Below are 22,674 nucleotides of genomic sequence, written 5' to 3'. Positions count from 1 at the left end.
TTACCAGGGGTCCACCAGCCCGCCTTCCCGGCGCTGCGCCGAGTACGGAGACACCCGCAGCGCCCGCAAAAGCCAGTTGCGGGTCTCGGCGGGATCGATCACGGCGTCCACTTCGAGGTGCGCGGCCACGTTGACCGCTTCGCCCTGGGCGTAGGCCTGCGCGACCAGCTTCTGATAAAGGGCCTCGCGCTCCTGGGGGTCGCTCACGGCGGCCAGTTCGCGGCGGTAGCCCAGCCGCACGGCGCCTTCCAGGCCCATCGGCCCGAACTCGCCGCCGGGCCAGGACACGGTCAGGGCGGGGGCGTGCAGGCTCCCCGCAGCCATCGCCTGCGCGCCCAGGCCGTAAGCGCGGCGCGTAACCACCGCAAAAAATGGCACCGTGAGTTTGGCCGCCCGCACGAACAGGCGCGAGACGTGCCGCACGGCGCCCTCGGCCTCCGACGCCGGGCCGACCATGAAGCCCGGCGTGTCCACCAGCGACAGCACCGGCAGGCGGTGGGTGTCGCACAGGTTGAGGAAGCGCGCCGCCTTGTCCGCTCCCGCCGCGTCGATGGCGCCGCCGAGCACCGCCGGGTCGTTGGCGATGACCCCGAACGCCTTGCCGCCAATCCGCACCAGCGCCGTGAGCAGGCCGGGCGCGAAGGCGCGGCGCAGTTCCAGCACGCTGCCGGTGTCGGCGAGCAGGTGCAGCAGCGCGCGCACGTCGTAGGCCCGCTTGCGCACCTGCGGAATCACCCAGCGCAGTTCGCGCTGATCGGCGGCCTCCCACCCGGTCACGTCACCCTGAAAGTAGGTGAGGTAACGCCGCGCCAGCTCGTTGGCCTCGGCGTCGTTCTCGGCCAGCAGGTCCACGACGCCCTTTTGCGCCAGCACTTCGGCCGGGCCGATGTCCCCGGCGGCGACCACGCCCAGCCCGCCGCCCTCGATCATGGCGGGGCCGCCCAGCCCGATGCTGCTGTCGCGGGTGGCGATGACCACGTCGCAGCAGCCGAGCAGCGCCGCGTTGCCGGCGAAGCAGGCGCCCGCCGCCACGCCGACGAGCGGCACCTGCCCGCTGAGCGCCGCAAAGTTCAGGAACGTGGGCGTCACGAGCGCCGCCGCCACCGGCATGTCGGTGTCGCCCGGACGCCCGCCGCCGCCCTCGGCAAACAGCACCAGCGGCCACTTCCACTGCCCAGCCAGCGCGATCAGCCGGTCGAGTTTGTGGTGATTGAAGTACCCCTGGGTGCCGGCGAGCACGGTGTAGTCGTAGGCCGCGACCGCACAGGCGGCGGTGTCGGGAAACTGCCCCGCGTTGACCGTGCCCACCCCGGTAATCAGGCCGTCTGCCGGGCTGAGCGCCAGCAGCTCTTCCTCGCTGCGGCGTCCCCGTTGCGCGGCCAGGGCCAGGGCGCCGTGTTCGTTGAAACTGCCCGCGTCGAGCAGCGCGGCGACATTCTCGCGGGCCGTCAGTTTGCCCGCCGCGTGCCGCTTTTCCACGGCAGCGGGGCGCGCCTCGTCGGTGGTCGCCCGCAGGCGCCGCTGCCAGTCGGCGTAGGAGGCAGGCAGGGCATCCAGGTCACGCTCCTCCTCGGCGGCCACTGCGTCGTCCGCGCCCTCATCGGCAGCGAGGTCGAGCAGCGGCTGTCCCAGGGTGACGCTGCTGCCCGCCGTGAGGTGGCACGCCACGACCTGCCCGTCGCGCGGCGCCTCGATTTGAAACTCGATTTTCATCGCCTCGACCACCGCCAGGCACTCGCCCCGGCGCACCCGTTGGCCCGGATGCACGTCGTAGGCGACCAGCATCCCCGTCGTGGGCGCCGTCAGCCGCTCGGTGCCGGGGGTGGCGTCGGGCAGGGGAGACGGCCCGCTGCTCGTCGGAGCTTGAGTGGACGCGGAAACGTCGTCATACTCCGCCGCCTGCGTGACCAGCTCCGGCAGCCGCTCGTCGAGCCAGTGGGTCGAGAGCTCGTAGTGCTGCACGTCGGGGTGGTGCAGCAGCGCCTGCAAAAAGGCGAGGTTGGTACTGACCCCGGCAATCTGAAACTCGCTCAGGGCCGTCGCCGCTTGCCGCAGTAGGCCCGGCAGCGCCGCGTCGCGCCTGTGGACGACGACCTTGGCGAGCAGGGCGTCGTACTGCGGGCTGGGGGTCAGGCCGGTGGTGACGAAGGTGTCCACCCGCACGCCGGGACCGCCGGGCGGGGTGAAGGTCTGCACCTGACCGCCGCCGACATGAACCTGCCCGTCCGCGCCCAGCGTTTCCATGTTCACGCGGGCCTGCACCGCCTGTCCGGGGGGCGGCGCGGCGTCGGCGGGTTGCGTTGCCAGTCCCACCGCCGTGAGAGTCTCGCCCGCCGCGAGGCGCAACTGGGCCGTGACGAGGTCGGTGCCGCACCACTCCTCGGTCACGGTGTGCTCGACTTGCAAACGCGGGTTGGCCTCGATGAAATAAAAGTCGCCGCCCGGCGTCACCAGAAACTCGAAGGTGCCGAGGCAACGGTACTTCACCTCCTGCGCGAGTTGCAGGGCCGCGCCGATGAGGGCGGTGCGGACGGCCTGGGGCAAGTGCGGCGCCGGAGCGAATTCGAGCAGCTTCTGGTGCCGGCGCTGCACGGTGCAGTCGCGCTCCCAGAGGTGGGTCACGCTCTGGCCGTCGCCCGCCACCTGCACCTCGATGTGCCGCGCCCGCTCAATGAGCCGCTCGGCGTAGAGGTCGCCCTGCCCCACCGCCAGCCGCGCCTCACGTGACGCCTGCTCGAACGCGGCGGCGAGGTCGCCAGCCTGCCGCACCACCCGCATCCCGCGCCCGCCACCGCCCGAGCAGGCCTTGAGCATGACCGGCGCGCCTCCCTGCGCCTGCATGAACGCCGCCGCTTCCTCCAGCGTGGTCGCGCCGTCCGTACCGGGAATCACCGGGACGCCGAGACGCTGCGCCAGCCCCCGCGCCCGGCTCTTGTCGCCGAACAGGTCGAGCGTGTCGGGGTCCGGCCCCACGAACACCAGCCCCGCCTGCGCGCAGGCCCGCGCGAAGTCGGCGTTTTCGCTCAGGAAGCCGTAGCCGGGGTGAACGTGGGTCGCCGCGTGTTCCTGCGCGACCCGCAGCAGCGCCGCTCCGTCGAGGTAGGCCGCCGCCCCGCGTCCGCTGAGGGCCACCGCCTCGTCCGCCCGGCGCACGTGCAGCGACCCGGCGTCGTCCGGGGCATAAACGGCCACGCTCTGCCAGCCCAGTGCCGACACCGCCCGCTCGATACGGACGGCCACCTCGCCCCGGTTGGCAATCAACACGCGGGGCGTCATGCGCCGCCGCCCGGCGCCTCGCCCGTCAGCTCGGCCAGGCGCGGCAACAGCTGCTTTTTGTCCACCTTGCCGGTGGCCGTCAGGGGCAACTCGTCGAGGAAATAGATGGTGGGCACCTTGTAGGCCGCCATCTCGGCGCGGCACCACTCGCTCAGGGCTGCGGCCGACAGGTCGTGGCCCGGACGCGGCACGACGAAGGCGACGACTTCCTCGCCGCGCCGCTCGTGCGGGCGCCCCAGCACGCCGACGCCGCTCACCGCCGGGTGCCGGCCCAGCAGCATTTCCAGTTCGCCGGGAAACACGCTCATGCCGCTCACCTTGATCATCTCGCGCCGCCGGCCCAGGTAGTGCAGCAGCCCCTGCTCGTCGATGATGCCGCTGTCGCCGGTGTGCAGCCAGCCGCCCGGTGACTCGGCGCGGCGCTCGCGCCACGAGCCCTTGTAGACCGCCGGACTGCGGACGCACAGTTCGCCCTCCTCGCCGAAGGGCCGCAGCTCGCCGGTTTCGAAGTCGCACACCTTGAACTCGGTCCCCGGCACCGGCAGCCCCACGAAAGTCGGCTGGCTGAGCAGGTCGAAGTCATCCTTCTGAAACCCGGTAGTGAAGGTGTCGCAAGTGTTCGTCTCGGTCATGCCGTAGCTCGCCTCGGCAATGAGACTGCCGGTCAACGCGGCCCAGCGGCGGCGGTAGTCGGGGTTGAGCTTACGCATGAACGACACGGCGTTCACCTGCCGCAGCGAGGAAAAATCGGTCTGCGCCGCCGCCGGATGCTCCAGCAGTTCGTCCACCTGATCCACCAGCAGGGTCGTGATCGTTACGCCGTAGTGCGGCACCGCCCGCAAAAAAGCCTGGGCGTCCCAGCGCGTCAGCAGCACCAGCGTCGCGCCCAGAAAGGTCGGAAACAGCACGCCGAGGTCTTCGCCCGCAATCCAGAACTGCGGCAGGAAGCTCAGAAACACCGGATGCTCGCTCCGCTCCACCGCCACCGCGCAGTAGGACGCGCAGGTGTAGATCAGGTCGCGGTGGTGGTGCAGGCAGCCCTTGGGCAACCCGGTGGTGCCGCCGGAAAAGTTGATGACTGCGGGCGAATCGAGCGCCGGCTCGGCCTGTGGGCGCACCGTGACCCCGCGCAGCAGCGCGAACAGGTCGTGCTGGCCTGCCGGTTGCGCGGCGGCGGCCCGCAGCAAGTCCGGCAGCGGCAGGGTGGGCCTGTCAGGCAGCGTCGCCGCCAGTCCGACGTGCAGCACTTCGCGGACGGCGCGCCCGGCGAGGTGCGGCTCGGCCACCGGCCACAGCGCGTCGAGCACGATCAGGGCGGCGGGGTCGGCCTCGTCGAGCAGGTGCTGCAACTCGCCGCCCCGCGCCAGCGGACTGAGCGGCACGAACACGGCGCCGCGCTTGAGCACCCCGTGAAAAGCCACATTGAACTGCGGGCAGTTGGGCAGCAAGACGGCGACCCGCTCGCCCGGCAAGACGCCGCGTTCTTCGAGCCACGACGCCAGCCGGTCGCTCAGGTCGTCGAGTTCGGCGTAGGTGAGGGTCTGCCCGTAAAACTCGATAGCGGCGCGCTCAGGCTGGCGCGTCGCCCACTCGTGCAGGTACGCGGTGACGGGCCGCTCGCCAAACGGATACTCGGCCACGCGGGGGCGGCCAGCGGGCCAGCTCTCTTGCTGGCGGCGACTGAGTTCGGCGAGGTAGAGCTCTTCGGAATCGGTATAGGTCATGACCACCTCGGGGCGGCTGCGGGAGCCGGGAACAGTCGCGGCAAAGAGAGACTCACGCCCGGTTGGCGTAAGAAGTTACAGGCTGTAGGTTTGAACCCCAAAGTACCTGGGGTACCCTGTAATTTCAAGTCTCCCCTTCAAGTCACCTCGCCGACTCATGACCTCCGTTTTTTCTGCTTCCAAGGACCCGACATGACCGACCCTGCCCCCTCACCCCGACCACGCCGCCTCAGCCGGGCAGAGCGGCAGGAACAACTGCTGACGGTGGCCGACCGGCTGTTCGTCGCGCAGGGGTACGAGTACACCAGCATCGAGGATATCTGCCGCGCGGCGGGGGTCACGCGGCCCGTCGTGTACGACCACTACAGCTCCAAGGAAGGGCTTTACCTCGCCTGCGTGCGCCGCACCCGCGCCGGCTATGAGCGCGACCTCACGCTGGCGTTCGCGGACGCCGAGAGCCCACGCGAGCAGCTCGAGCGCGCCGCCGGGGTCTATTTCGGTATGGTCGAGACCGACCCGCAGCGCTGGCTGCTGCTCTACGGGGGCGTAGCGGTTCCCCTGACCGGCGAACTGGGGCAGCAGTTGCTGGAGCTGCGGCTGCAAACGCATCTTTTTGTCGTGGAGCAGTTGCGCCGCCACGTGCCCGAGCAGCCCGAGGAACGCCTGGAAGCCGCCGCCGTCGCGCTCTCGGGCATCTTCGAGCAGCTCGGTCTGTGGTGGCTGCGCCGCCCGCACCTGAGCCGGGCGCAGGTGGTCACGTTGGCCTGCGACCTGGGCTGGAACGGGCCGGTGCGGATGTTGCTCGATTGAGGGGCGTTTAGATGCGAGACGAATAGACTGTCATCATGTCAATTCCTCCGAAATATTCGTCTCTGTGGGGCAAACCGGCGCGGATGCGGGCGGGCGGCGCAGTAGCACTGTTTGCATCCCTGACGCTGAGCGGCTGCGCGCCCACCTTCGTTCATCAGCCGGCGCCCCTGCCCGACCCAGACCCCGACGTGATTCTGGTTACGCTCAGCGGGCGCTGCGGCTTCACCTGTCAGTCCGCCGACAACTGGGACTACCTCACGGCGAGTGGTGGCACCGCGGCCATCAGCGACTGGCTCCGGCAGCGGGGCCGGCACGTGCGGACCATCAGCGGCACAGCGCAAGTGCAGGACACTTACCGCTCACGGGAAAGTGCCGCCGAGCAGCACGGCTATCCCTGGGTGAAGGCGCAACTCGCCGCTGCTCTCGCCGAGTTTCCCCGAGCGCAGATCATCGTCATGGGACATTCGCACGGCAGCGTGTTCGGGCATCAACTGGTGCGCGATTTTCCGGCGACCCGGTTTCGGCTGCTCATTGACCTCGACACCCAGTGCCTGCTGTGGACCGACTACCGCCAAAGTCCCTACGCGGGCGGTTGCGCGCCCGACCCGGCCCACCGGGGTCAGCGTGCCAGCGACGTGACGCCGGACAATGTCGAGTTCAATCTGGAAGTGCAGAGTTCGGGCAGCGACGTGCAGCGAGTGGGGCAAGGGCTGGTCTACTCACCCATTCGTGACCGGGTGCCCAACATCCGGCCTGACGGCACGCGGCGCGGCATCGTGACCCTGCGCAGCAGCGACAACCACATCATGATGCCCCGCGCCGGCAGCCAGAGCATGACGCTGGTGCGCGGGGCGTTGGAGCAACTCGGCTTCTGACCCCCCGGACCTGAGTAAGCTGGAGCATGGTGCTCTTTGTGCTGCTGGTGGCGGTGCTGGCAATCACGGCGCTCGTGCGGGCCAACGCGGCGCAGCGGCGAGCGGCGGACGCGGAGCGCGAGGTCGGGCTGCTGCGCAATGAACTGCTCGCCCTGCGTGCCGAGCTGGTGGGCGAACGGCCTGCGCCTGGGCCTGGCAGCGTGCCCCTGGTGCCGTTGCCGGACTTCCCCACACCCAATGTGCTGGTGGAGGACGAGGCTGTGCCAGTGTCTGCCCCACCGCCGGTATCTGCCCCGCCACCCGAGCCTTTGCCAGCCGCCCCCGCCCTGACCGTCTGGCCGGAGGATATTCAGCAGCCCAGCCCGCCAACGGCGGGGAAGAGGCCCCGCATTCGCCCGGTAGGGCCGTCCCTGTGGGGGCCGGAATTCAGCCGGGCGCGCATCAGCGTCTTCGGCGGGGCGCTGGTGCTGGGCGGACTGGCGTTCACCCTGCGCGCACTCGGGCTGCCGGCGTGGACGCTGCTGCTGGCGGTCTTCGCCTTCGGGGGCGTGCTGTACGGCACGGCGCGGCTGGTGCCCTGGCCGGTGTCGGGGGCGCTGCGCGGTCTGGGCTACGGCGTCACCGCTCTGGGGCTGGGCAGCCTCGCCCAGAAGTTGCCGGGGGCGTGGGGACCGGGCGCGGTGCTGGTCGGCCTGCTGGCCCTGAGCGCGGCGCTCACCTGGGACGGCCTGCGGCGGCGCGAACCGCTGCTGGGCGTCATGGCCGCTGCTGGCGCCAGCTGAGTGTGTGGATGCTCGCCGACGACATCGGGCGCTGGTCCATCCTGGCGCTCGCGGCGGTGCTCCTGCTCGTTACGGCGGCGGTGGGCGGCCTGTTGCCCCACCTGCGGGCGGTCAACACGGGCGAAGTCGAGCACTCTGCCGGGGAAATGCCCCAGGGCGAGAACAGACTCGACCTGCTGCCCGATGCCCCGGAAACCTGGCGGGCGGCACTCACCTCGGTCCTCGGGGTGGCGGGTGCCCTGCCGGTCGGGTGGCTGGTGGCGGCCCTGAATCATGAGCCGCTGGGCCGCTGGGCGTCGGGCGACTGGGACGGCGCTTCGCTGCCCCTGCTCGACCGGGAAATCCTGGGGCGCGCCCTGCATGTCAGTCCCCACCCGCTGCCCGCCCTGCTGCTGTGGCTGGTGTTCGCGGGGCTGGCGCTGCTGCTGCCCCTGACGCTGCTGCGGTCACGGGGCGTGGTGGCACCCGATGCCAGCGGCTCTGCCGACATACGCGACGCGGGCGTGCGGCTGGGCGCGGCGTGGGCCACCTTGACCCCGTCGGCCCTCTTCGCGCTGGCGGTGGGCACGGCACTGAGCGGACCGGGTGCCCGCACCGCCGCGACCCTGGGCACAGCGGCGCTGGCCCTGCTCGGCCTGAGTGCGGCGGCGTGGTGGGCGTGGCAGCGGGCCCGTCCACAAAACGAAACGCAAGACGCTGAAGCGACCCTCGCCGGCACCCTCTCGAGCAGCCTGACTGCCGGGGCGACGGGCGTGGCGGCCTCGCTGCTGATCACACTGCTGGGCGCCCGCACGGAGCCGCTGGGCCTCGCGGCGCTCGCGGGCACGTTGCTGCTGGTGGGGCTGTACGGTCACAGCCGCCTGAGCGTGTGGCTGGGCGCGGCGGGCCTGAGCTTGACGGCGCTGTGGGGCCTGGACCTACCGCCTTCCCCTGGTGAAGAGGGGTTCTGGACGCCGCTCCTGCGTGTCTCGCCCGCCCTGGTGGGCCTGGCCGGGGCGTTGCGGGCGGCGCAGTGGCGGGCCCGGCATCCCCACACGCCGCCGCTGGCGTGGCTGGCGGGTCTGTGCGGCGCGGTGCTGGTGCTGGGCCTAGGAACGGGAGACAGCACCCTCCTGCTGCTTCTCACCCTCGCGCTGTCGGGCGTGGCGTGGCTGGCGCACCGCTCGTCGGCCCTGGCCCCGGATCTGCGCGGCACGCTGTACTGGGGCGCCCTGCCTGGGCTGCTGCTCGGCGGGTTCCTGATAGCGCGCGCCGTGGGTGGGGGCGCCCATGCCTCCCGGCTGCTGCTCGTGGGCAGCCTGGCCGCCGCCCTGACTGCGCTCCTCACCGCTCGCCAGGCGCAGGGGGGCCGAGAAAAGTTAGGCCAGGCAAAGTTGGGCCAGCGCATTGCTGAAGCCGGCGGTCTGGTTCTGCTGGCCCTTGCCCTGACGTTCATGGCAAGGCCGGCCCAGTTCGCCCCGGCGCTGGCCCTGACGGCGCTCGTCGCGGCGCTGTTGCCGCTCCGGGTGCGCGGCGAGCGCGTTCGGTGGCTGCTGCTCCTGGGATTGCCGGCGCTGGCATGGCAGTGGCTCGCCTCCTCGGCCCTCTGGCAAGAAGAAGCGAACGCGCAGCCCCTCGCTCTGCTGGGGGCGTGGCTGCTGCTGCTGGTGTCGTGGCTCACCCAGGACGACACCGGACGCCGCTGGCTGTCGGCGCGCGTGCCGGCCCGCTCGGCCCTGGTGCTGCGCCGGTTGCCGCGCCTCGCTTCAGCGCAGCAAACGCTGTGGTTCGCAGTCTTTCTGGGCGTGGCCGTCACCGCTGGTGTTTTTCTGTCCCCTGAGGCGATAGGGGGCTGGCTGCTGACCGGCAGCGGGGCCGTGATGGCGGTGGGCATCAGCGCCTGCGCGCGCGCCGCGACTCGACGGAGACGCGGACGCCCGCGACCGCTGGACGATGGGCCTGAGTCTGGTCATCGCCGCCGGACTCAAGGGCGCTGGCCTGGACGCCGCGACCTTTTCCCAGCCGGCGGTGGTCCTCGGCCTCGTCGCGCTCGTCACCGGCCTGAGCCTGCTGCTGCTCGCCGTCCTGGCGCCGCGCCCCCGCCTGGAGGCCCCGGCCCCTGTCCCGGCGAGGGTGGAGAGGGAAGAGCGTGAGGACGAGTGGAGCTGAGGGGAACTTTAACCCTGCGCCTTCTCCCAGGCCTCGTAGCCGCCCGCGAGTTCGCTCACGTTGAAGCCGCGCGCCCGCAGGAAACTCGCCGCCGCCGCGCTGCGTGCCCCGCTCTGGCAGTGGACCACGATTTCCTGCTCTTGGGGCAATTCGCCGAGCTTCCAGGGCAGCCGCCCGGCGTGAAGCTGCCTGGCGCCGGGGATGTGCCCCGCGTCGTACTCGGTCTTTTTGCGGACGTCCAGTACCAGGGCATCTTTGTGCTGCGGCAAGTCGGCGGGCGCGAAGGGGCGCTGCGGCGCCGTGTCCAGGCCGTCGGTGCTGGTGATGAAGCCGCTCACGTTGTCCAGCCCGACCATCCACAGGCGGCGGCGCAGGGCCTCGGCTTGCTCGGCGCTTGCGGCCAGCAGGACATAATCGCCGTCCTCAGGGCGCAACAGCCAGCCGCTCCAGGTCTCGAAGGTGTTGCCGACGGGAAGATTCACGCTGCGTCGGGGCGCGGCGGCCTGATGTTGTTCTCTCGGACGGGTATCAATGAGGAGTGCGCCCGCCGCGAGTTGGCGCTCGACCTCGGCGGCGCTGAGCTGCGGCAGCGCGGACACCTCGCCCAGCACGGTGGGGCCGGCCCGGTTTTGCGTCTTCATGCGCCCGTAGTACAGCGGGGCGTCGGGCTGGCCGCTCAGCAGTTCATCCGTGAAGCCCTGTTCGTCGCCGCGCTCCACGTAAGGCGCCCACCACGCCAGCGCTCGCTCGTAGCCGACGGTGGTGCTCGGCACCGCCCCGAGCGCCTTGCCGCACGCGCTGCCGCTGCCGTGTGCGGGCCACACCTGCACGCCGTCTGGCAGAGTCAGAAACTGGTCGCGCAGCGAGGCGAACATCTGCCGGGCGCCCACAAACCGGGTCTCCACACCGCCCGCCGCCTCGTCGAGCAGGTCGGGGCGGCCCACATCGCCCACGAACACGAAGTCGCCGGTAAAACACATCACCGGCACGTCGCCCCGGGGGGTATCGGTCACCAGAAAGGAAAGGCTCTCGGGTGTGTGGCCGGGGGTATGCCGCACCTCCACCTTGACGTTGCCGACCCAAAAAACGTCGCCGTGGTGCAGCTTCTGGTCGCCGAAGTCGTAGCGCCACTCGGCGCCGCCCTCGCCGGGCAGCAGCAACTGCGCCCCGGTCGCGGCGGCGAGTTCGCGGCTGCCCGAGAGGTAGTCGGCGTGGATGTGGGTCTCGGTGACGTGGGTCACGCGCAGGCGCTGTGAGGCGGCCTTCTCCAGGTACTGCTGAACGTCGCGCACCGGGTCAATGACGAGACATTCGCCAGTCCGCTGGCACCCCACCATGTAAGACGCCTGAGCGAGGTCGGTGTCGTAAAAGCGTTCAAAGAACATGGTGGTCCTCCTGAAAAGTGAGCGTGAGGGTTCGGACTTGGAATGAAAATAAACCCCCCGGGGGTATAGCGTCAAGCTGCTTTTTGATGGCCTGGGGGGAGCATATCGGGTGAGGGCAGCCGTCCCTTGGCTTTTTCTTTAGAGTGGGCGATATGTCCCGCCGTCTGCTCCCTTGGCTGCGCCCCTTGCTGGCGCTGCTGACGGTGCTGGCGTCGTTCGCCTTTCAGGTGCGGGGGGAAGCGCTCGGGTCGCTCGGTGCTGCGGGGACCACAGCAAGTGCCGAAGTCTTGCGAGAAGCGCCCACCCACGGCGAGGAGAGCGCCGCCCCGATGTCCCACGCGGGTCATGCCTCGCACTCGCCGCGCCCGACTTCCGGCGAGCCTGACCCCCACCAGGGCCACGGGGCGCACTGCCCGTTTTGCCTGAGCAACGCTTTTGCGCTGGAAGCAGGCGTGATTGGGCTCCCGCAGGGGCCGCCCGACTTTTTGCCCCAGCCCACTCCGGGCGCGGGGGTCTGCGTGGTCGCCGCCGTGCGTCACGCGGACGCTCGTGCTCCGCCTTCCGTCTGAGGGTCGCTCCATTTTGCGGACCCGGCAGGCCATCCGCCCCGGTCCCGCACACCCTCTGCCCTGCGCGGCTCTTTACTGCGGCGCGCAGGCGTCCCCGGAAGGAAAACACCCCATGCAAAAACTCGTCGCTCTGCTGACGACGGCGCTGCTCGGAAGCGCCGCCGCCGCGCCCCTCTCCCTCACGCTGTCGCTCACCGATGGACAGACCCCGTTCCTGCTTGACACTGCGCTCAAGGTCGCGGGCCAGGACCTCACCGTGCAGGAAGTCAAGTTCTATGTTTCCGATGTCGCCTTGGTGCGGGCCGACGGCACCGAGGTGCCGGTGCGGGGGCTCAGCCTCGCGCAACTGAAAAAGGGCGCCACACCGCAGAACATCGAGATTTTCAAGGGCGAAGCGCCCGCCGGGACGTACCGGGGCCTGCGCTTCAACGTGGGCGTGCCACGCGCCCTGAACCACGCCGACGCGACCACCGCCAAAGCCCCGCTGAGCCTGGAACAGGGCATGTACTGGGCGTGGAACAGCGGTTACATCTTCTTCACGCTGCTCGGCGAGTCGAACGGGGTCAAGGTGGCGAACCACGTCGGCGGCGACAGTCACCGCATCACCGTGGACCTGACCGACCTGCAAAAACCCGGCACGGCGCTCCGGGTGGCGGCTGACGGTCTGACCGTGCCCGTCTCGCTCGACCTGCAAAAGCTGTACGCGGCGGGCGTCGGCGGCGCGTGGGACTTTTCGCGCGCCCAGTACCAGCAGGTGCATTTCGGCCCGGTGGCCGACCAGTTCTACGCCAACGTGGCGGGTGCGTTCAGTCGGGCCGACGGCGCCAATGCCAATCCGGTCTACCGGGGCGCCCCGGCTCCGGCGGGCGCGGCGGCTCCCACAGCGCCGGCCATGTCTATGCCTATGCCCGCCATGCCCGGACAGCCCCAGCACTGAGATCTGAAAGGAGGTGTCTGGCCCCGGTCCGGTGGACGCACCGGGGCCGCTCCCTATGCGAAAGCCCCCTCTCATTTTTGGTGCTCTGAGCGCTGTGGCCGCCGTGCTCGGCCTGGGTGTCCTGCCCGTTTCGGCGCGGGTGGCCGACCCCGGCGAAGCGGCGCGGGCCGCGCTGGGCCGCGAGCTGTTTTACGCCCCGGTGCTGAGCAGCGACGGCAAGGTGTCGTGTTCCAGTTGCCACCAGCAAAGCCACGCGTTTACCGATGGCCGCGCCACCAGTCTCGGGACTTTTGGGCGCAGCGGCAAACGCAGCGCGCCCAGCCTGGTCAACGTGGCCTACCGCACCCGGTTGTTCTGGCACGGCGGCAGCCCCAGCCTGGAACTTCAGGCGCTCGGGCCGCTGTCCGACCCCAACGAGCACGGCTTCGAGCCGGAAGACACCGTGCGGGTGCTCAGGGGCGACCCCTATTTCGCCCGGCGCTTTCAGGAGGTGTTCGGCGAGGCGCCCCGGCTGCTCACGCTGACGCAGGCCCTCGCGGCGTTCGAGCGTACCCTGGTCAGCTACGGCTCGCCGTATGACCGCTACTCGGCGGGCGACGCGGCGGCGCTGACCCCGGCGCAGGTGCGCGGCATGGACCTCTTCTTCGACAAGGCCGAGTGTTTTCACTGCCACGCCGGGCGCAATTTCAGCGACAACCTGCCGCACAACAACGGCTCGCTGCTGTTCAACGAAGACATCGGCCTCGCGCAGCTTACCGGCGCCGACGAGGACGTGGGCAAGTTCATCACGCCCACGCTGCGCAACGTGGCCCTCACCGCGCCCTACATGCACGCCGGACAGATGAAGACCCTGCGCGAAGTCGTGCAGCACTACAACGAGGGCGGTCAGCCCAACCCCAACACCGACCCGCTGGTGCGTCCGCTGGGTCTGACCGATGCCGAAGTGAACGACCTCGTTTCCTTTCTGGAAGTGCTGACCGACCCGACCGTCGCCACCAACCCGGCCTTCGGGCCCCCGGAGCACCGATGAAGCTGAAATTCGCCCTGCTCGCCCTCGCCCTGCTGCTGCCGAGCGCCGCCGCGCATGACACCGTGAACGCCGGCAACGCTGCGCTGGAATGGCACACCGACACCAACGAGAAACTCCAGGTGGACGCCGACACTACGCTGACCCTCACGCTCCGAGTGGGCGAGCGCGTGCTGAAGGCGGCGGAGTGCCGCTGCACCCTGCTGCTCTACCCCGGCGCCGTGAGCCCCCGCGTCCGGCCCAGCGTTCTCAAGACGGACACCGACGCCGACGGCAATCTGACCGCCGTCATCACCGTCGACAAGCCTGGCCCCTACGCCCTCGTGGTGGACGGGCGCCCGCTCAAGCTCACCGACTTCGCGCCCTTCCGCGCCACCCTGAATCTCACGGCGGCGGAAGACGTTTACAACAACTAGCCTTCTCCCCAGTTCAACAGGATGCCCATGAAAAAATTGACCAAGCTGTTCCTCGTCCTCGCGCTGTCTTCATCTGCTCTCGCCCACACGGCGGTCACCAGCATTCAGCCGGGGGCGCACCAGACCGTCACCGCGCCCAAAGTCGTGTCCATGAGCTTCAACGAAGCGATTCCCCTCAAGTTCGCCACGTTCAAGGTGTTTCCGCTGCCGGCGGGCGACAAGCTCAGCCTCAACCGGGCCGCAGCGGCGCTCACAAAAACGGCCCTGCTCGACAGGGCGGACGCCGACCGGCGGGCCGACACCTGGGCGGGCGGCAGCGGTGACGCCACAGGGGTGAGGGTGCCGCTCAAGCCGGACCTGAAAGCCGGGGCCTACGCGCTCGTGTGGCGCTTCCTGTCCGACGACGGGCATGTGGTGACCGGCCAGAGCGTGTTTTATGTGCGGTGATGCGGGGCGTGGGAAGGCGCGTCCGCCCCACCTCAACCCAGTGGCCTGAGTGAGCCGCCTGCTGCTGTTTCTCGGCCTGGCGCTGCTGCTCGGCGGTGCGGCGGCGCGGCGCTGGCTCGCTCCGGTGCCGCTGCGCTGGCTCAGTACAGGCCTCGCCCTGCTGTTTGTGGGCGCGGGCCTGAGCGTGTACCAACCGCTGCGTGAACTGGGCCTGCTCGCCCCCGCCGACGTGCTGGACTACCTGACGGCGGTGAGTGCGGGCCGGGCAGCGCTCGTGCTGTTGCTGGCGGCCACACTTTTTCTGGTGGCAGAAGTCCAAAAGCTCCCGGCGCTCATTCTGGCTGGGCTGGGCGGCTGGGCGCTGTGGGGCATGGCGGGCATCGGGCACGGCGGCGTGCATGGCGACGCGGTGCGCGGCCTCCATGCCCTCCACGCGGGCGCCATGAGCATCTGGCTGGGCGGGTTGGGCGCTCTGCTGCGCGTGCCTGCTCCTGAGCGGCTGGCAGTGGCACGGCGTTTTTCCCCGGTGGCCGCCGCGTGTGTCGGCCTGCTGGTGCTGACCGGCCTGGGCATGAGCCTGGAACATATTCACTCGCTGCGCGTGCTGCAAAGCACCCCCTACGGCCAGACCCTGCTGCTCAAGCTGCTGGCCTTTGTCGGGGTATTAGGTGCGGCCTTCACCGTGCGCCGTTCCCTTGCCAGCACCGGGCCGGGGCGCCGGCTGAGTCTGGAAGTGCTGGCCCTGGTCGCCGTGCTGCTGCTGACGGCGCGACTGGGGGGGCTGCCGCTGGTGCATTAAGGGCAATAGCCGACCTGCCTTTCAAAACTTGAATGAAACACTGAGCGCCAGCAGAAGCCTGTTTTCCGCTGGCGCTCAGCTTGGGTCCGGAAGCTGGTCAGTCCGCCGGCTTCTGGAACCGGCACACCTGATGCCGCTGCTCTTTGGCGCGGTACAGGGCGAGGTCGGCGTGCTTTTCCAGGGTCATCACGTCTCGCCCGTCGTCGGGATACACGGCGATGCCGATGGACACGGTCACGTTGAGGAGGTGGCCCTCCACCTGCACAGGCGCGGCGATGTCGCGCAGCAATTGCTGGCCCAGCGCGACCGCTTCTTCCGGCGAGTCGAGCTCGCGCAGATAAATCGTGAATTCGTCCCCGCCCTGCCGGGCAACGATGTCCGTGGGCCGCAGGGCGCCCCGCAGCCGCCGGGCCAGTTCTTGCAGAAAGCGGTCGCCGACATGGTGTCCGAGCGCGTCGTTGATCTGCTTAAAATGGTCCACGTCGATCATGAACAGGGCGCGCCGACGCTCGGGGCTGAGCAGCAGATCGTCCTCCACGGTTTCTTCCAGGGCGGTGCGGACCAGCAGGCCGGTCAGGGCGTCGTGGGTGGCGGCGTATTGCAGGCGTTTCTGGGTCTCGCGCAGGTGCTCGTTGATGGCGACCAGGGCGAGGTTCTGCCGCTCTTTTTCCTCGGCCTGTTGCCGCAACAGTTCGACCTTGAGCTCGGCTTCCAGCACCTGACTGCGGCGCTCGGCGAGCCGCGTGAGCTCGCTCGACTTCAGTTCGTAGTGGACGCGGGTATGTCGTAGGGCACCGGCAAAGTCGCCCTGCTGTTCGAAGAGCCTGGAGAGTTCCTCATGGACAGGGATGAGGAGCTGAATGGAGGCCAGCCGCTGCCCGATCTCCAGGACTTCATGGAGAGCCTGGTGGGCGCTTTCGAACTGGCCTTCTCGTATATCCAGACTGGCCAGGATGATGAGGGCCTGCCCCTTTTCCAGCTGCAAGCCGAGCGCTTCGGCCCGCTTCAGTGCCTCACTGGCGAGCTGCCGCGCTTCGGCCCGCTGGTCAAGCTGCAACAGGTTTGCGGCGAGGTCGGCCAGCACGAACGCTTCTTCAGCACGCGATGCGGTTTGACGGGCCTCGACCAACAATTCACGGCGTTGCTGGAGCGCTTCTTCCAGATGGCCCAGCTGCGCTTCGTCGGTGGCCAGCGCCAGGCGGGCCATAAAGGTGGAACGCCCGGCAGAGGCCGCGTGCTCCACGGCCTCTCTGTGGTAGGCCTGTGCCTGCTCAAAATTCCGCAGGGCGGCGTAGAGACTCCCCACATAAATCAGGGAGCGGCTCAGCAGCCCACCGTTCTCCAGGGTGCGTGCCAGTTGCATACTCTGCATGTGGTATTCCAGCGCCTGACCATAGGCTCCGGTGCCGACGTGTAAAACGGCCAGTCCAGTCAGGGCGCGCACCTGCAAGGTCGGTTCCTCCAGCTCGGTGCTGAGGGCGAGGCCTTTTTCCAACACAGGTCGGGCGCCCGCAAAATCGCCGGACATGACCCTGGCGTTGCCGTCGAAAATCAGAACGGTGGCCGGCCCTGCGGGATACCCCTGCGCTTCGAGGTGGGCCAAATCCTCAATGACGGTCTTCACTTGCGTCGGGTCGGCCCGCAGCCTGGCTTCTGCGGCGCAGATCAGCTCCTCTATGGTTGCCGGTCGTTCGTTCATAGCGCCTTTGTGGTGCAGGCGAAGATGGACATGCCTTTTGAGTCACTGCCTCATGGTGCCTGCTGCACAAAATACTGAAATTGTGGTCAGCACTATCCAGCATGGACAGTCGAATCCTGGCAGAAGGTCAAGATAAGTGATTCTGGGTGTTTGGAGGATGATCTCGATCTGTCGAGGACTTTCACGTTACCTGCGAGAAAAGGTGGTCCTCCAGCGGCTCTTTTCAGTAGCGCCCTTCCTCTCGCAGCGCAAGATTCCTGTTTCGCCGCCCGTTCTAGACTGCCCCGATGAACCTCGCCGACGCCCTTGCTCAGCCGCTGGGCCGCGCCGCTTTCCTGTCCCCGGACGCCGAAGCGCAGCTCCTGGGGCCCGGCGGCGCCCTCGCCTCGCAGTTGGCCGCGCTCTCGGCGGGGGTGGGCACCGCGCTGGGCGAGCTGCTGACCCTGCCGGTGTCCCCGCTGCCGCGCCGCCCCCTGCCCTGGACGCTGCTGACTGAGGACGAGCATCCCGGCTGGGCGCTGCTGGCGCTGAGCGACCCGCCCGCACTGTCGGCTGCCGGGTGCGCGCACCTCGCCGCGCATCTGGCCGCAGCTCCGCAGGTGGTGTCTCCCGCTCAGCGCCGCGCCGTTGCAGGACAAGCGACGCAAAAAAGTCCGCCGCCTGCCTGGGCCGACCTACTGGCCGAACGAAGCGTGACCCAGGCGGCCCAGGCGCTGCTGAGCTACTGGGGGGTGTTGCAGCTTATGTGGGCCTCAATCCGCATCACCGTCCCCGCGCCACCGAACTGCTGTGGGCCGAGCTGCTGGGCAAGCAGGGTGCCCAGTTGACCCAGCCCGCGTCTCTCGCCAGCGCCGCGCTCTGGGCTGCCCTCTGGCGCTGCACGGCGGTCTGCCGCGCCCTGAGCAGTCGGACGTGGTGCGGCTTGCCACCGCCCTGCGCCAGCCGGCGGAAGCGTGCGGGCCGTTGCCCCCCGAGGCTGACCTCGCCCGGTCGCTGGCCGAGTCGCTGCCGGGCCTGGACGCTGCCCATGTCGCGGCGGCGGCCCGCACCCTGCGCTGGGGCAACGTGGCGGGCGCGGATCCCGGCAGCGGCGTGTGCCTGAGTTGCCAGCCGGGAGCCAGCGCCTACTGGCTGCGCGGCGCCGGGAGGTGCAGCTCATCACCTGTAGCGGCCCCGGCGCCGCCGTGCGCAACCGGGTGTGGACCTGGGAAGGCGAGGGCAAAGAGAACGCGCCCTCCTGAGCAGGGTCACTGACCGCCTTGCACCGTCACCTGCTGCTCGGCACCCTCGGCGGGGGCAGCGCCGCTCACGAAGTCGACGCGGGGAGCGGGCGCCCGGTACTGCCCAGACGCCAGGGCGCGCAGACGGTACTTGATGGTGGTCGTGCCGGGCCGGACTTGTTCGAGGTAGAAGACGGCGCGGTCGTCGTAGAGCGAGCGGTCGGCCCAGACGGCGTCGCCGCTGCCTGCCGCGTTCACCCAGGCCGGTTCGTCGAAGGGCCGGTCGTCCACCGCTTCCAGCCCGCCCGGCAGCGGGTCGGTCACGCGCAGGTGGGTGAGGCGCACCGGGGTCTTGAGGGTAAGCGTCACGGTCACGATGCCATCGCGGTTCACCGTTACCTTGTCGTACTGGCGCTCTATTTTCAGCGGACTGAGGCTCTGCGGAGCGTTGCCGCTGCGCCGCACCCGCAGTTCCCAGGCGTAGGCGAGCGGAGCGCTGCTCTGCACGCTGAGGGCGCCGGGCTGCACTTTCGCTGCCGGAATGAGTAGGCGGGTGGGGGCACTCACCGTCAGCGTCTGCTGAAAGCTGCCGAGGCGGACCGTCACCTGCCGGAGCGCCGGGGTGCCCTCGCGGGCGGCCAGGGTGCGCAGGGCCTGCACCGCCGCTGCCGTCGCCACCGGGCCACCCCAACTGCTCCCCGTGCGGCGTTCGAGCACGGCGCGGGTGAGTGCGGGCACGTCGGCGCTGCGTCCCAGTCGAGCGGCGGCTCCCAGCAGCAAGGCGGTAGGTTCGCTGTCACCGCGCCAGCTTGCGGAGTCGCCCAGCACCAGGGCGCCGTCCTTGTCGCTGCGGGCGGCCCGGCGAGCGCGGTCGTAGAGCGCCCCGGCAAGCTGCGGCTGCGTGCCGGCGAGCACCGTCGCCAGCCGAGCCGCCTCGGCGGGGTCGTTCATCCCGGCGCGGGCCAGTCGCAGGGCCGCAGCGGGGGCCCCAGCCCGCGCCAGCCGGCAGCGAGCACGGGCGAGTTAGGCGATTTTTTCAGCAGCAGTTCGGCCTGTTGCCGCACCACTTGCAGGGTGACTGCGTCGGTCAGGCCCGCGCCCTTGGCCTGAACCAGAGCGTCGAGGGCGCGGGCGGTCATCTCGGCGCTCGCCGGGCTGCCTTCGGTCCAGCCCCAGCCGTCGCTGCCGCGCAGGGCCAGCAGGCTGGCGAGGTCGCGCCGGGCCTGGGCCAGCGCCCGCGTGCGCACCTCGGGCCAGCCGAAGGGTCCAGCGAGCGCGGCGAGGTCGAGGTTGCTGCTCAGCCGGGCGCTCAGCGCGTCGGTGGTGACCCAGCGGTCGGCAGGGTCGGCGAGCGCGGCGTCCAGCCCTGTGAGCGCCAGTTGCAGCGGCGTGGCGGCGAGGTCGAGGGTGAGGCTCTCAGGCTGGGCTTCTTGCGGCCACTTCAGCGAGACGCTGGCGTTGCCCCCAGCCTTGTCCGCGCCCACCGATCCGGACCCCGACAGCAGTTGCCGCGCTCCGGCGGGGCGCACCGGCACGGTTTCGCGCAGGCCGTCGCGCTCGCCGTTGGCGCCGCGTTGGGCACTGGCGGTGAGGGTCAGGGCCTGTGCGTCCTGCGGCGCTTTTATGCTGAAAAGACGGGTGGCCGAGCCGCCTTGCAACGGTGAGTTGGCCGTTTGGGTCTGTCCGTTCGCCCCCAACGTCAGCGTGACGTTGCCGCCCTGGCCGGTGCGGTCGGCGGCACTGACGGCCACGCTGCCGGTGTCGCCCGCCGTGAGCACTCGGGGCCGAATCAGCCGCACCGCGAAGGGCAGGCCGACGCGCTGCTCGCCCCGCGCCTCGCCCGCCGCGCCCGTGCGGGTGAAAGCCCGCGCGCTCAGGCGGTAGCTACCCAGCCCCTCGGGCATCCGCACCGTCACCTTCGCGGTGCCCTGGGCGTCGGTCCGCACCGCTTGAAAAGCGGCCACCTCGCGCAGGTCGCTGCGGTAAAAGACGGCTTCGCTGCCGCCGCCCCCGCCGCGTCCGTCGTCAGCCTGACTGGACGACGAGCGGATTTCGAACTGCGGCGTGGTGGCGCCCCACAGGAAGCGCCAGGGATTCGGCGTGGGGTCGCCCACCACCGCGTACACCGATTCGTGAACCGCCGCCAGTGTGACCAGAGCGGAGGCTGGCTGCCCACCGCGACTCGTGCGAACGGTGAAGGTGACCTCGGCGCCGGGTTTGACCTCGCTGCCCGCCGTGACTTGCACGTCGAGCCGTTGGTCGAACCGGGGCACCAGCAACTCGCCGCTGAAGGCCTGCGCCGTCTGGCCCCCGCGCACCGCCACAGCGCTGACACTGAAGGCCGGGCCGAGGGCCGCCGTCACCGGCCAGGTCAGCGTCATGGTCGGCCCAGTGACCTGAATGAGTTTGACCTGCCCCCGGTCCTCGGCGTTGACGCTCAGCAGCAGCGGGGTGCCGACGGGCAGGTCGGTGTTCAGGGTCAGCCGCGCCGTGTCGCCCGGTTGGTAGCGGGAGCGCTCGGGGCTGAGCACGAGGGTCGGCGCCTGACGTTCCGCTCCAGATTTATACACTGACCCTATATCCAGCGAGGCCCGCGCGGTGCGCCCGGCACTGTCCTGGGTGCTGAGCCGAGCCACATAGCCGCCTTCCTGTCCCGGTGTCAGGGTGACGTTCAGGGTTACTCGACCCGCTGCGTCGCTGGTCAGGACACTTTGCGAAATGCGCTGCTCGCGCCGCACCGACTTGCCGTCCGGCTGCGTGACGTAGAACACCCGCACCACCTCGGCCTGCACCCGGCGCCCGGCGAGCGCCTTGCCGCTGCCCACCTGCTGCACGGCCACGCTGACGCGGCGGCGCTCAGCGCCCTCCACCCTGGGTTGCACGAACTTGATGGCAGCGGGATACACCGTGACCGGGCGCCTGGCCCACACGTCGCGCCCGTACTCGTCGCGTGCCCGCAGCGCCACGGCATAGCGGGTAGGCTGACCGTTCTTGGCTTGCAGCTTAAGCGGCAGCGTGGCGCGGCCTCCCCGCAGGGTCAGGGTCTGGTCGGGCCGGCGCTTGGGGTCAATGCCCGGTGCCGCGTTCTCGCCGTAGACCTCGTCGGAGTTCAGGTCCTGATACCGCAGCCCGTTATCGCCCGCGTCATAGTCGGGGTACAGTTCGTCGCTCGCGTAACCATCCACCATGAACGCCTCGGCCTGCACGTTGGCCGGGCCGCCCTGATACAGCTCGCCGCGGGCGCTCAGCGTCAAGGGGGTGCCGCTCACGACTTCCTGCGGCCCGCTGAGGTCAAGGGTAAACAGCGGTTTGACGAAGGCCCGCACTTCCACCGGCACCTGGCTCACGTCCGGCTCCGGGTTGGGGTTGCTGGCGCTCGGCGCGGCGGGCAGCTCGACTTCCAGCGAATACCCGCCGATCTTCACGTCCTGCGGCAGCGGCAGCGAAAAGCGCACCAGCCCGTCGGCATCGGGCTTCACCGTCAGCTGAGCGAGGGTGGCGTCGGGGTAGCCGGCCCGCAGCCGCACCGTGACCGGCCCGGTGTACGGCAGCCGGGTGCCCGCGCCCAGACGACGCAGCACTGCGAAGCCCCGCAGCGTCTCACCGGGGCGGTAAACCGGTTTGTCGGTCTGAATCAGGGCACGCGCCCGCTCGGCGACGCCGGTCCACAATTCGTTTTCCGTCCTGCCGAGCTGCGCGCTGTGGGGCTGTCCGCCCAGCGTCACTTGGCCGCGCACGCTGAGCTGCTCGCCGTCACGTAAAGAAAAAGTCGCCAGGCCCTGAGCGTCGGTGCGAACGGGTGCCAGCGTGCGGCGGCTGACCACGCGGCTCCCGTCTTGCCAGTCGTACTTGACGGCCAGCGCGCTGAGCTGAACATTCGGCACAGGCGCGCCGCTGCCCAACCGGGTGGCCCAGACCTGTACCCGCCCCGGCGTCGCCACGCTGACCAGGTTGAGGTCGGTGACCCGCACCACCACGGCTCCCAGCACGGCGGCGGGCGCGTCCAGCCGCGAGGCGGTGACGAGGTAGAGCCCCGGCTTCAGGCGTCCCAGTCGGGCCTCGCCTGCGGTCGCTGACGCTGTGACTGCCGCGTGAGCTGCGCCTGCACCGTCGTGACCGGCCTGCCCGTGACCCGCCTGACTTCGGGCTGCCCCAGCGTCGGCTCGGCCAGCGGCAGGGCCCGCACCTGCCAGTCACGCGGGGCAGTGCCTTGGCCTTCCCAGGTCAGGGGGAGAGTGACCGGCTCGCCAGATTGCTGCGGCGGGATGAAGCTCTGCGTATCGCTGCGAAAGGCCAGCGGGTCCTGCTCCCGGCGGTCAATCAGGCCCGTGCGGACGTAATACAGCCCCTCGCCGTAGGCCACGGCGGACACGTCGTCCGGCAGGCTCGCCACCACGCTCAGCGGTTTGCCTGCCGGGAGGGTCAGCGTCGGCTGGCCGCTGAGCGCCGGAGAGGGATAAAGCGGCGCGGGCGCGGCGGTGCGGTCAGCCCCCGCTGTCCCCAGAAGAAGCGTCAGCAACAGCGGCCAGCGGGTGAGCTTTGACATGACGACAGCTTAAG

19 protein-coding genes are annotated in these 22,674 nt (G+C 70.0%); 12 read left to right on the top strand and 7 right to left on the bottom strand.

Features of this window, described 5'->3' with window-relative positions:
- Both DR_RS15140 and DR_RS15135 read right to left on the bottom strand, forming a co-directional pair.
- Positions 1-3,276, bottom strand: a complete 3,276-nt coding sequence (locus DR_RS15140) for an acetyl-CoA carboxylase family protein (protein WP_010889569.1) — start codon at positions 3,274-3,276, stop codon at positions 1-3.
- Entirely contained in the window at positions 3,273-5,000 is a 1,728-nt protein-coding gene (locus DR_RS15135; protein ID WP_034350654.1) for an AMP-binding protein, read from the bottom strand. The genes DR_RS15140 and DR_RS15135 overlap by 4 nt, the downstream gene beginning before the upstream one ends.
- A 192-nt stretch (positions 5,001-5,192) precedes the next feature.
- Between DR_RS15135 and DR_RS15130 the strand changes: the two genes are divergently transcribed.
- Genes DR_RS15130 through DR_RS15115 form a run of 4 tightly spaced genes read left to right on the top strand, consistent with a single transcriptional unit; the run spans position 5,193 to position 9,599 of the window.
- Positions 5,193-5,810 (top strand): TetR/AcrR family transcriptional regulator, encoded by a 618-nt coding sequence (locus DR_RS15130; protein WP_027480138.1) that lies wholly within the window; start codon positions 5,193-5,195, stop codon positions 5,808-5,810.
- A 35-nt stretch (positions 5,811-5,845) separates the two neighbouring features.
- Complete coding sequence (locus DR_RS15125; RefSeq protein WP_010889566.1) at positions 5,846-6,685, top strand: hypothetical protein; 840 nt, start codon at positions 5,846-5,848, stop codon at positions 6,683-6,685.
- A gap of 26 nt (positions 6,686-6,711) precedes the next feature.
- Entirely contained in the window at positions 6,712-7,467 is a 756-nt protein-coding gene (locus tag DR_RS15120; RefSeq protein WP_010889565.1) for a hypothetical protein, read from the top strand.
- Between the two features lie 8 nt (positions 7,468-7,475).
- A complete protein-coding gene (locus DR_RS15115) occupies positions 7,476-9,599 on the top strand; it encodes a hypothetical protein (protein WP_164928023.1) in 2,124 nt (707 codons plus the stop codon).
- Positions 9,600-9,623: 24 nt separating this feature from the next.
- Here the strand turns inward: DR_RS15115 and DR_RS15110 are convergent, their stop codons facing one another.
- The gene (locus tag DR_RS15110; RefSeq protein ID WP_027480140.1) at positions 9,624-11,000 is read right to left on the bottom strand and encodes an MBL fold metallo-hydrolase; all 1,377 of its coding nucleotides are present in this window, start codon (positions 10,998-11,000) and stop codon (positions 9,624-9,626) included.
- A gap of 152 nt (positions 11,001-11,152) precedes the next feature.
- On the opposite strand from DR_RS15110, the gene DR_RS15105 reads away from it, so the two are divergent.
- From DR_RS15105 to DR_RS15080, 6 genes are all read left to right on the top strand, one after another.
- Positions 11,153-11,569 carry a hypothetical protein gene (locus DR_RS15105; RefSeq protein WP_027480141.1) on the top strand — a complete coding sequence of 139 codons (417 nt, stop codon included), beginning with the start codon at positions 11,153-11,155 and terminating at the stop codon, positions 11,567-11,569.
- A gap of 112 nt (positions 11,570-11,681) precedes the next feature.
- On the top strand, positions 11,682-12,506 hold the full coding sequence (locus DR_RS15100; RefSeq protein WP_187767772.1) for an MbnP family protein: 825 nt from the start codon (positions 11,682-11,684) through the stop codon (positions 12,504-12,506).
- A 55-nt stretch (positions 12,507-12,561) separates the two neighbouring features.
- Complete coding sequence (locus tag DR_RS15095) at positions 12,562-13,536, top strand: cytochrome-c peroxidase (RefSeq protein ID WP_028328040.1); 975 nt, start codon at positions 12,562-12,564, stop codon at positions 13,534-13,536.
- Positions 13,533-13,949, top strand: coding sequence for a hypothetical protein (locus DR_RS15090; RefSeq protein WP_010889559.1), 417 nt, complete (start codon positions 13,533-13,535; stop codon positions 13,947-13,949). The genes DR_RS15095 and DR_RS15090 overlap by 4 nt, the downstream gene beginning before the upstream one ends.
- A 27-nt stretch (positions 13,950-13,976) precedes the next feature.
- Positions 13,977-14,396, top strand: a complete 420-nt coding sequence (locus DR_RS15085; protein ID WP_027480143.1) for a copper resistance CopC family protein — start codon at positions 13,977-13,979, stop codon at positions 14,394-14,396.
- A gap of 49 nt (positions 14,397-14,445) precedes the next feature.
- Entirely contained in the window at positions 14,446-15,195 is a 750-nt protein-coding gene (locus DR_RS15080; protein WP_010889557.1) for a CopD family protein, read from the top strand.
- A gap of 97 nt (positions 15,196-15,292) precedes the next feature.
- Here the strand turns inward: DR_RS15080 and DR_RS15075 are convergent, their stop codons facing one another.
- Complete coding sequence (locus DR_RS15075) at positions 15,293-16,894, bottom strand: GGDEF domain-containing protein (RefSeq protein WP_010889556.1); 1,602 nt, start codon at positions 16,892-16,894, stop codon at positions 15,293-15,295.
- A gap of 287 nt (positions 16,895-17,181) precedes the next feature.
- Here DR_RS15075 and DR_RS15070 point away from each other — a divergent pair, with 287 nt between their 5' ends.
- Together DR_RS15070 and DR_RS15065 are read left to right on the top strand one after the other, a co-directional pair.
- Positions 17,182-17,721, top strand: coding sequence for a hypothetical protein (locus tag DR_RS15070; protein WP_010889555.1), 540 nt, complete (start codon positions 17,182-17,184; stop codon positions 17,719-17,721).
- Positions 17,722-17,806: 85 nt separating this feature from the next.
- On the top strand, positions 17,807-18,148 hold the full coding sequence (locus DR_RS15065) for a hypothetical protein (RefSeq protein WP_010889554.1): 342 nt from the start codon (positions 17,807-17,809) through the stop codon (positions 18,146-18,148).
- Here DR_RS15065 and DR_RS15060 read toward each other — a convergent pair.
- Genes DR_RS15060 through DR_RS15050 form a run of 3 tightly spaced genes read right to left on the bottom strand, consistent with a single transcriptional unit; the run spans position 18,142 to position 22,660 of the window.
- Positions 18,142-19,065 carry a hypothetical protein gene (locus DR_RS15060; RefSeq protein ID WP_010889553.1) on the bottom strand — a complete coding sequence of 308 codons (924 nt, stop codon included), beginning with the start codon at positions 19,063-19,065 and terminating at the stop codon, positions 18,142-18,144. The genes DR_RS15065 and DR_RS15060 overlap by 7 nt on opposite strands.
- Positions 19,062-22,103, bottom strand: a complete 3,042-nt coding sequence (locus DR_RS15055) for an MG2 domain-containing protein (protein ID WP_010889552.1) — start codon at positions 22,101-22,103, stop codon at positions 19,062-19,064. The genes DR_RS15060 and DR_RS15055 overlap by 4 nt, the downstream gene beginning before the upstream one ends.
- A gap of 50 nt (positions 22,104-22,153) precedes the next feature.
- The gene (locus DR_RS15050; RefSeq protein WP_010889551.1) at positions 22,154-22,660 is read right to left on the bottom strand and encodes a hypothetical protein; all 507 of its coding nucleotides are present in this window, start codon (positions 22,658-22,660) and stop codon (positions 22,154-22,156) included.
- Positions 22,661-22,674 lie beyond the last annotated feature (14 nt).

It is taken from the genome of Deinococcus radiodurans R1 = ATCC 13939 = DSM 20539 (assembly GCF_000008565.1).
Classification (GTDB): Bacteria; Deinococcota; Deinococci; order Deinococcales; family Deinococcaceae; genus Deinococcus; species Deinococcus radiodurans.
This window is presented reverse-complemented; position numbering and strand designations above follow the sequence as displayed.

What these genes read in the sequence shown, in the direction of transcription:
- DR_RS15085 (WP_027480143.1), top strand. Translation starts at nt 13,977, where the DNA reads ATGAAAAAATTGACCAAGCTGTTCCTCGTCCTCGCGCTGTCTTCATCT.
- DR_RS15110 (WP_027480140.1), bottom strand. Translation starts at nt 11,000, where the DNA reads ATGTTCTTTGAACGCTTTTACGACACCGACCTCGCTCAGGCGTCTTAC.
- DR_RS15135 (WP_034350654.1), bottom strand. Translation starts at nt 5,000, where the DNA reads ATGACCTATACCGATTCCGAAGAGCTCTACCTCGCCGAACTCAGTCGC.
- DR_RS15120 (WP_010889565.1), top strand. Translation starts at nt 6,712, where the DNA reads ATGGTGCTCTTTGTGCTGCTGGTGGCGGTGCTGGCAATCACGGCGCTC.
- DR_RS15090 (WP_010889559.1), top strand. Translation starts at nt 13,533, where the DNA reads ATGAAGCTGAAATTCGCCCTGCTCGCCCTCGCCCTGCTGCTGCCGAGC.
- DR_RS15070 (WP_010889555.1), top strand. Translation starts at nt 17,182, where the DNA reads ATGAACCTCGCCGACGCCCTTGCTCAGCCGCTGGGCCGCGCCGCTTTC.
- DR_RS15125 (WP_010889566.1), top strand. Translation starts at nt 5,846, where the DNA reads ATGTCAATTCCTCCGAAATATTCGTCTCTGTGGGGCAAACCGGCGCGG.
- DR_RS15105 (WP_027480141.1), top strand. Translation starts at nt 11,153, where the DNA reads ATGTCCCGCCGTCTGCTCCCTTGGCTGCGCCCCTTGCTGGCGCTGCTG.
- DR_RS15095 (WP_028328040.1), top strand. Translation starts at nt 12,562, where the DNA reads ATGCGAAAGCCCCCTCTCATTTTTGGTGCTCTGAGCGCTGTGGCCGCC.
- DR_RS15140 (WP_010889569.1), bottom strand. Translation starts at nt 3,276, where the DNA reads ATGACGCCCCGCGTGTTGATTGCCAACCGGGGCGAGGTGGCCGTCCGT.
- DR_RS15075 (WP_010889556.1), bottom strand. Translation starts at nt 16,894, where the DNA reads ATGAACGAACGACCGGCAACCATAGAGGAGCTGATCTGCGCCGCAGAA.
- DR_RS15115 (WP_164928023.1), top strand. Translation starts at nt 7,476, where the DNA reads ATGCTCGCCGACGACATCGGGCGCTGGTCCATCCTGGCGCTCGCGGCG.
- DR_RS15060 (WP_010889553.1), bottom strand. Translation starts at nt 19,065, where the DNA reads ATGAACGACCCCGCCGAGGCGGCTCGGCTGGCGACGGTGCTCGCCGGC.
- DR_RS15050 (WP_010889551.1), bottom strand. Translation starts at nt 22,660, where the DNA reads ATGTCAAAGCTCACCCGCTGGCCGCTGTTGCTGACGCTTCTTCTGGGG.
- DR_RS15100 (WP_187767772.1), top strand. Translation starts at nt 11,682, where the DNA reads ATGCAAAAACTCGTCGCTCTGCTGACGACGGCGCTGCTCGGAAGCGCC.
- DR_RS15130 (WP_027480138.1), top strand. Translation starts at nt 5,193, where the DNA reads ATGACCGACCCTGCCCCCTCACCCCGACCACGCCGCCTCAGCCGGGCA.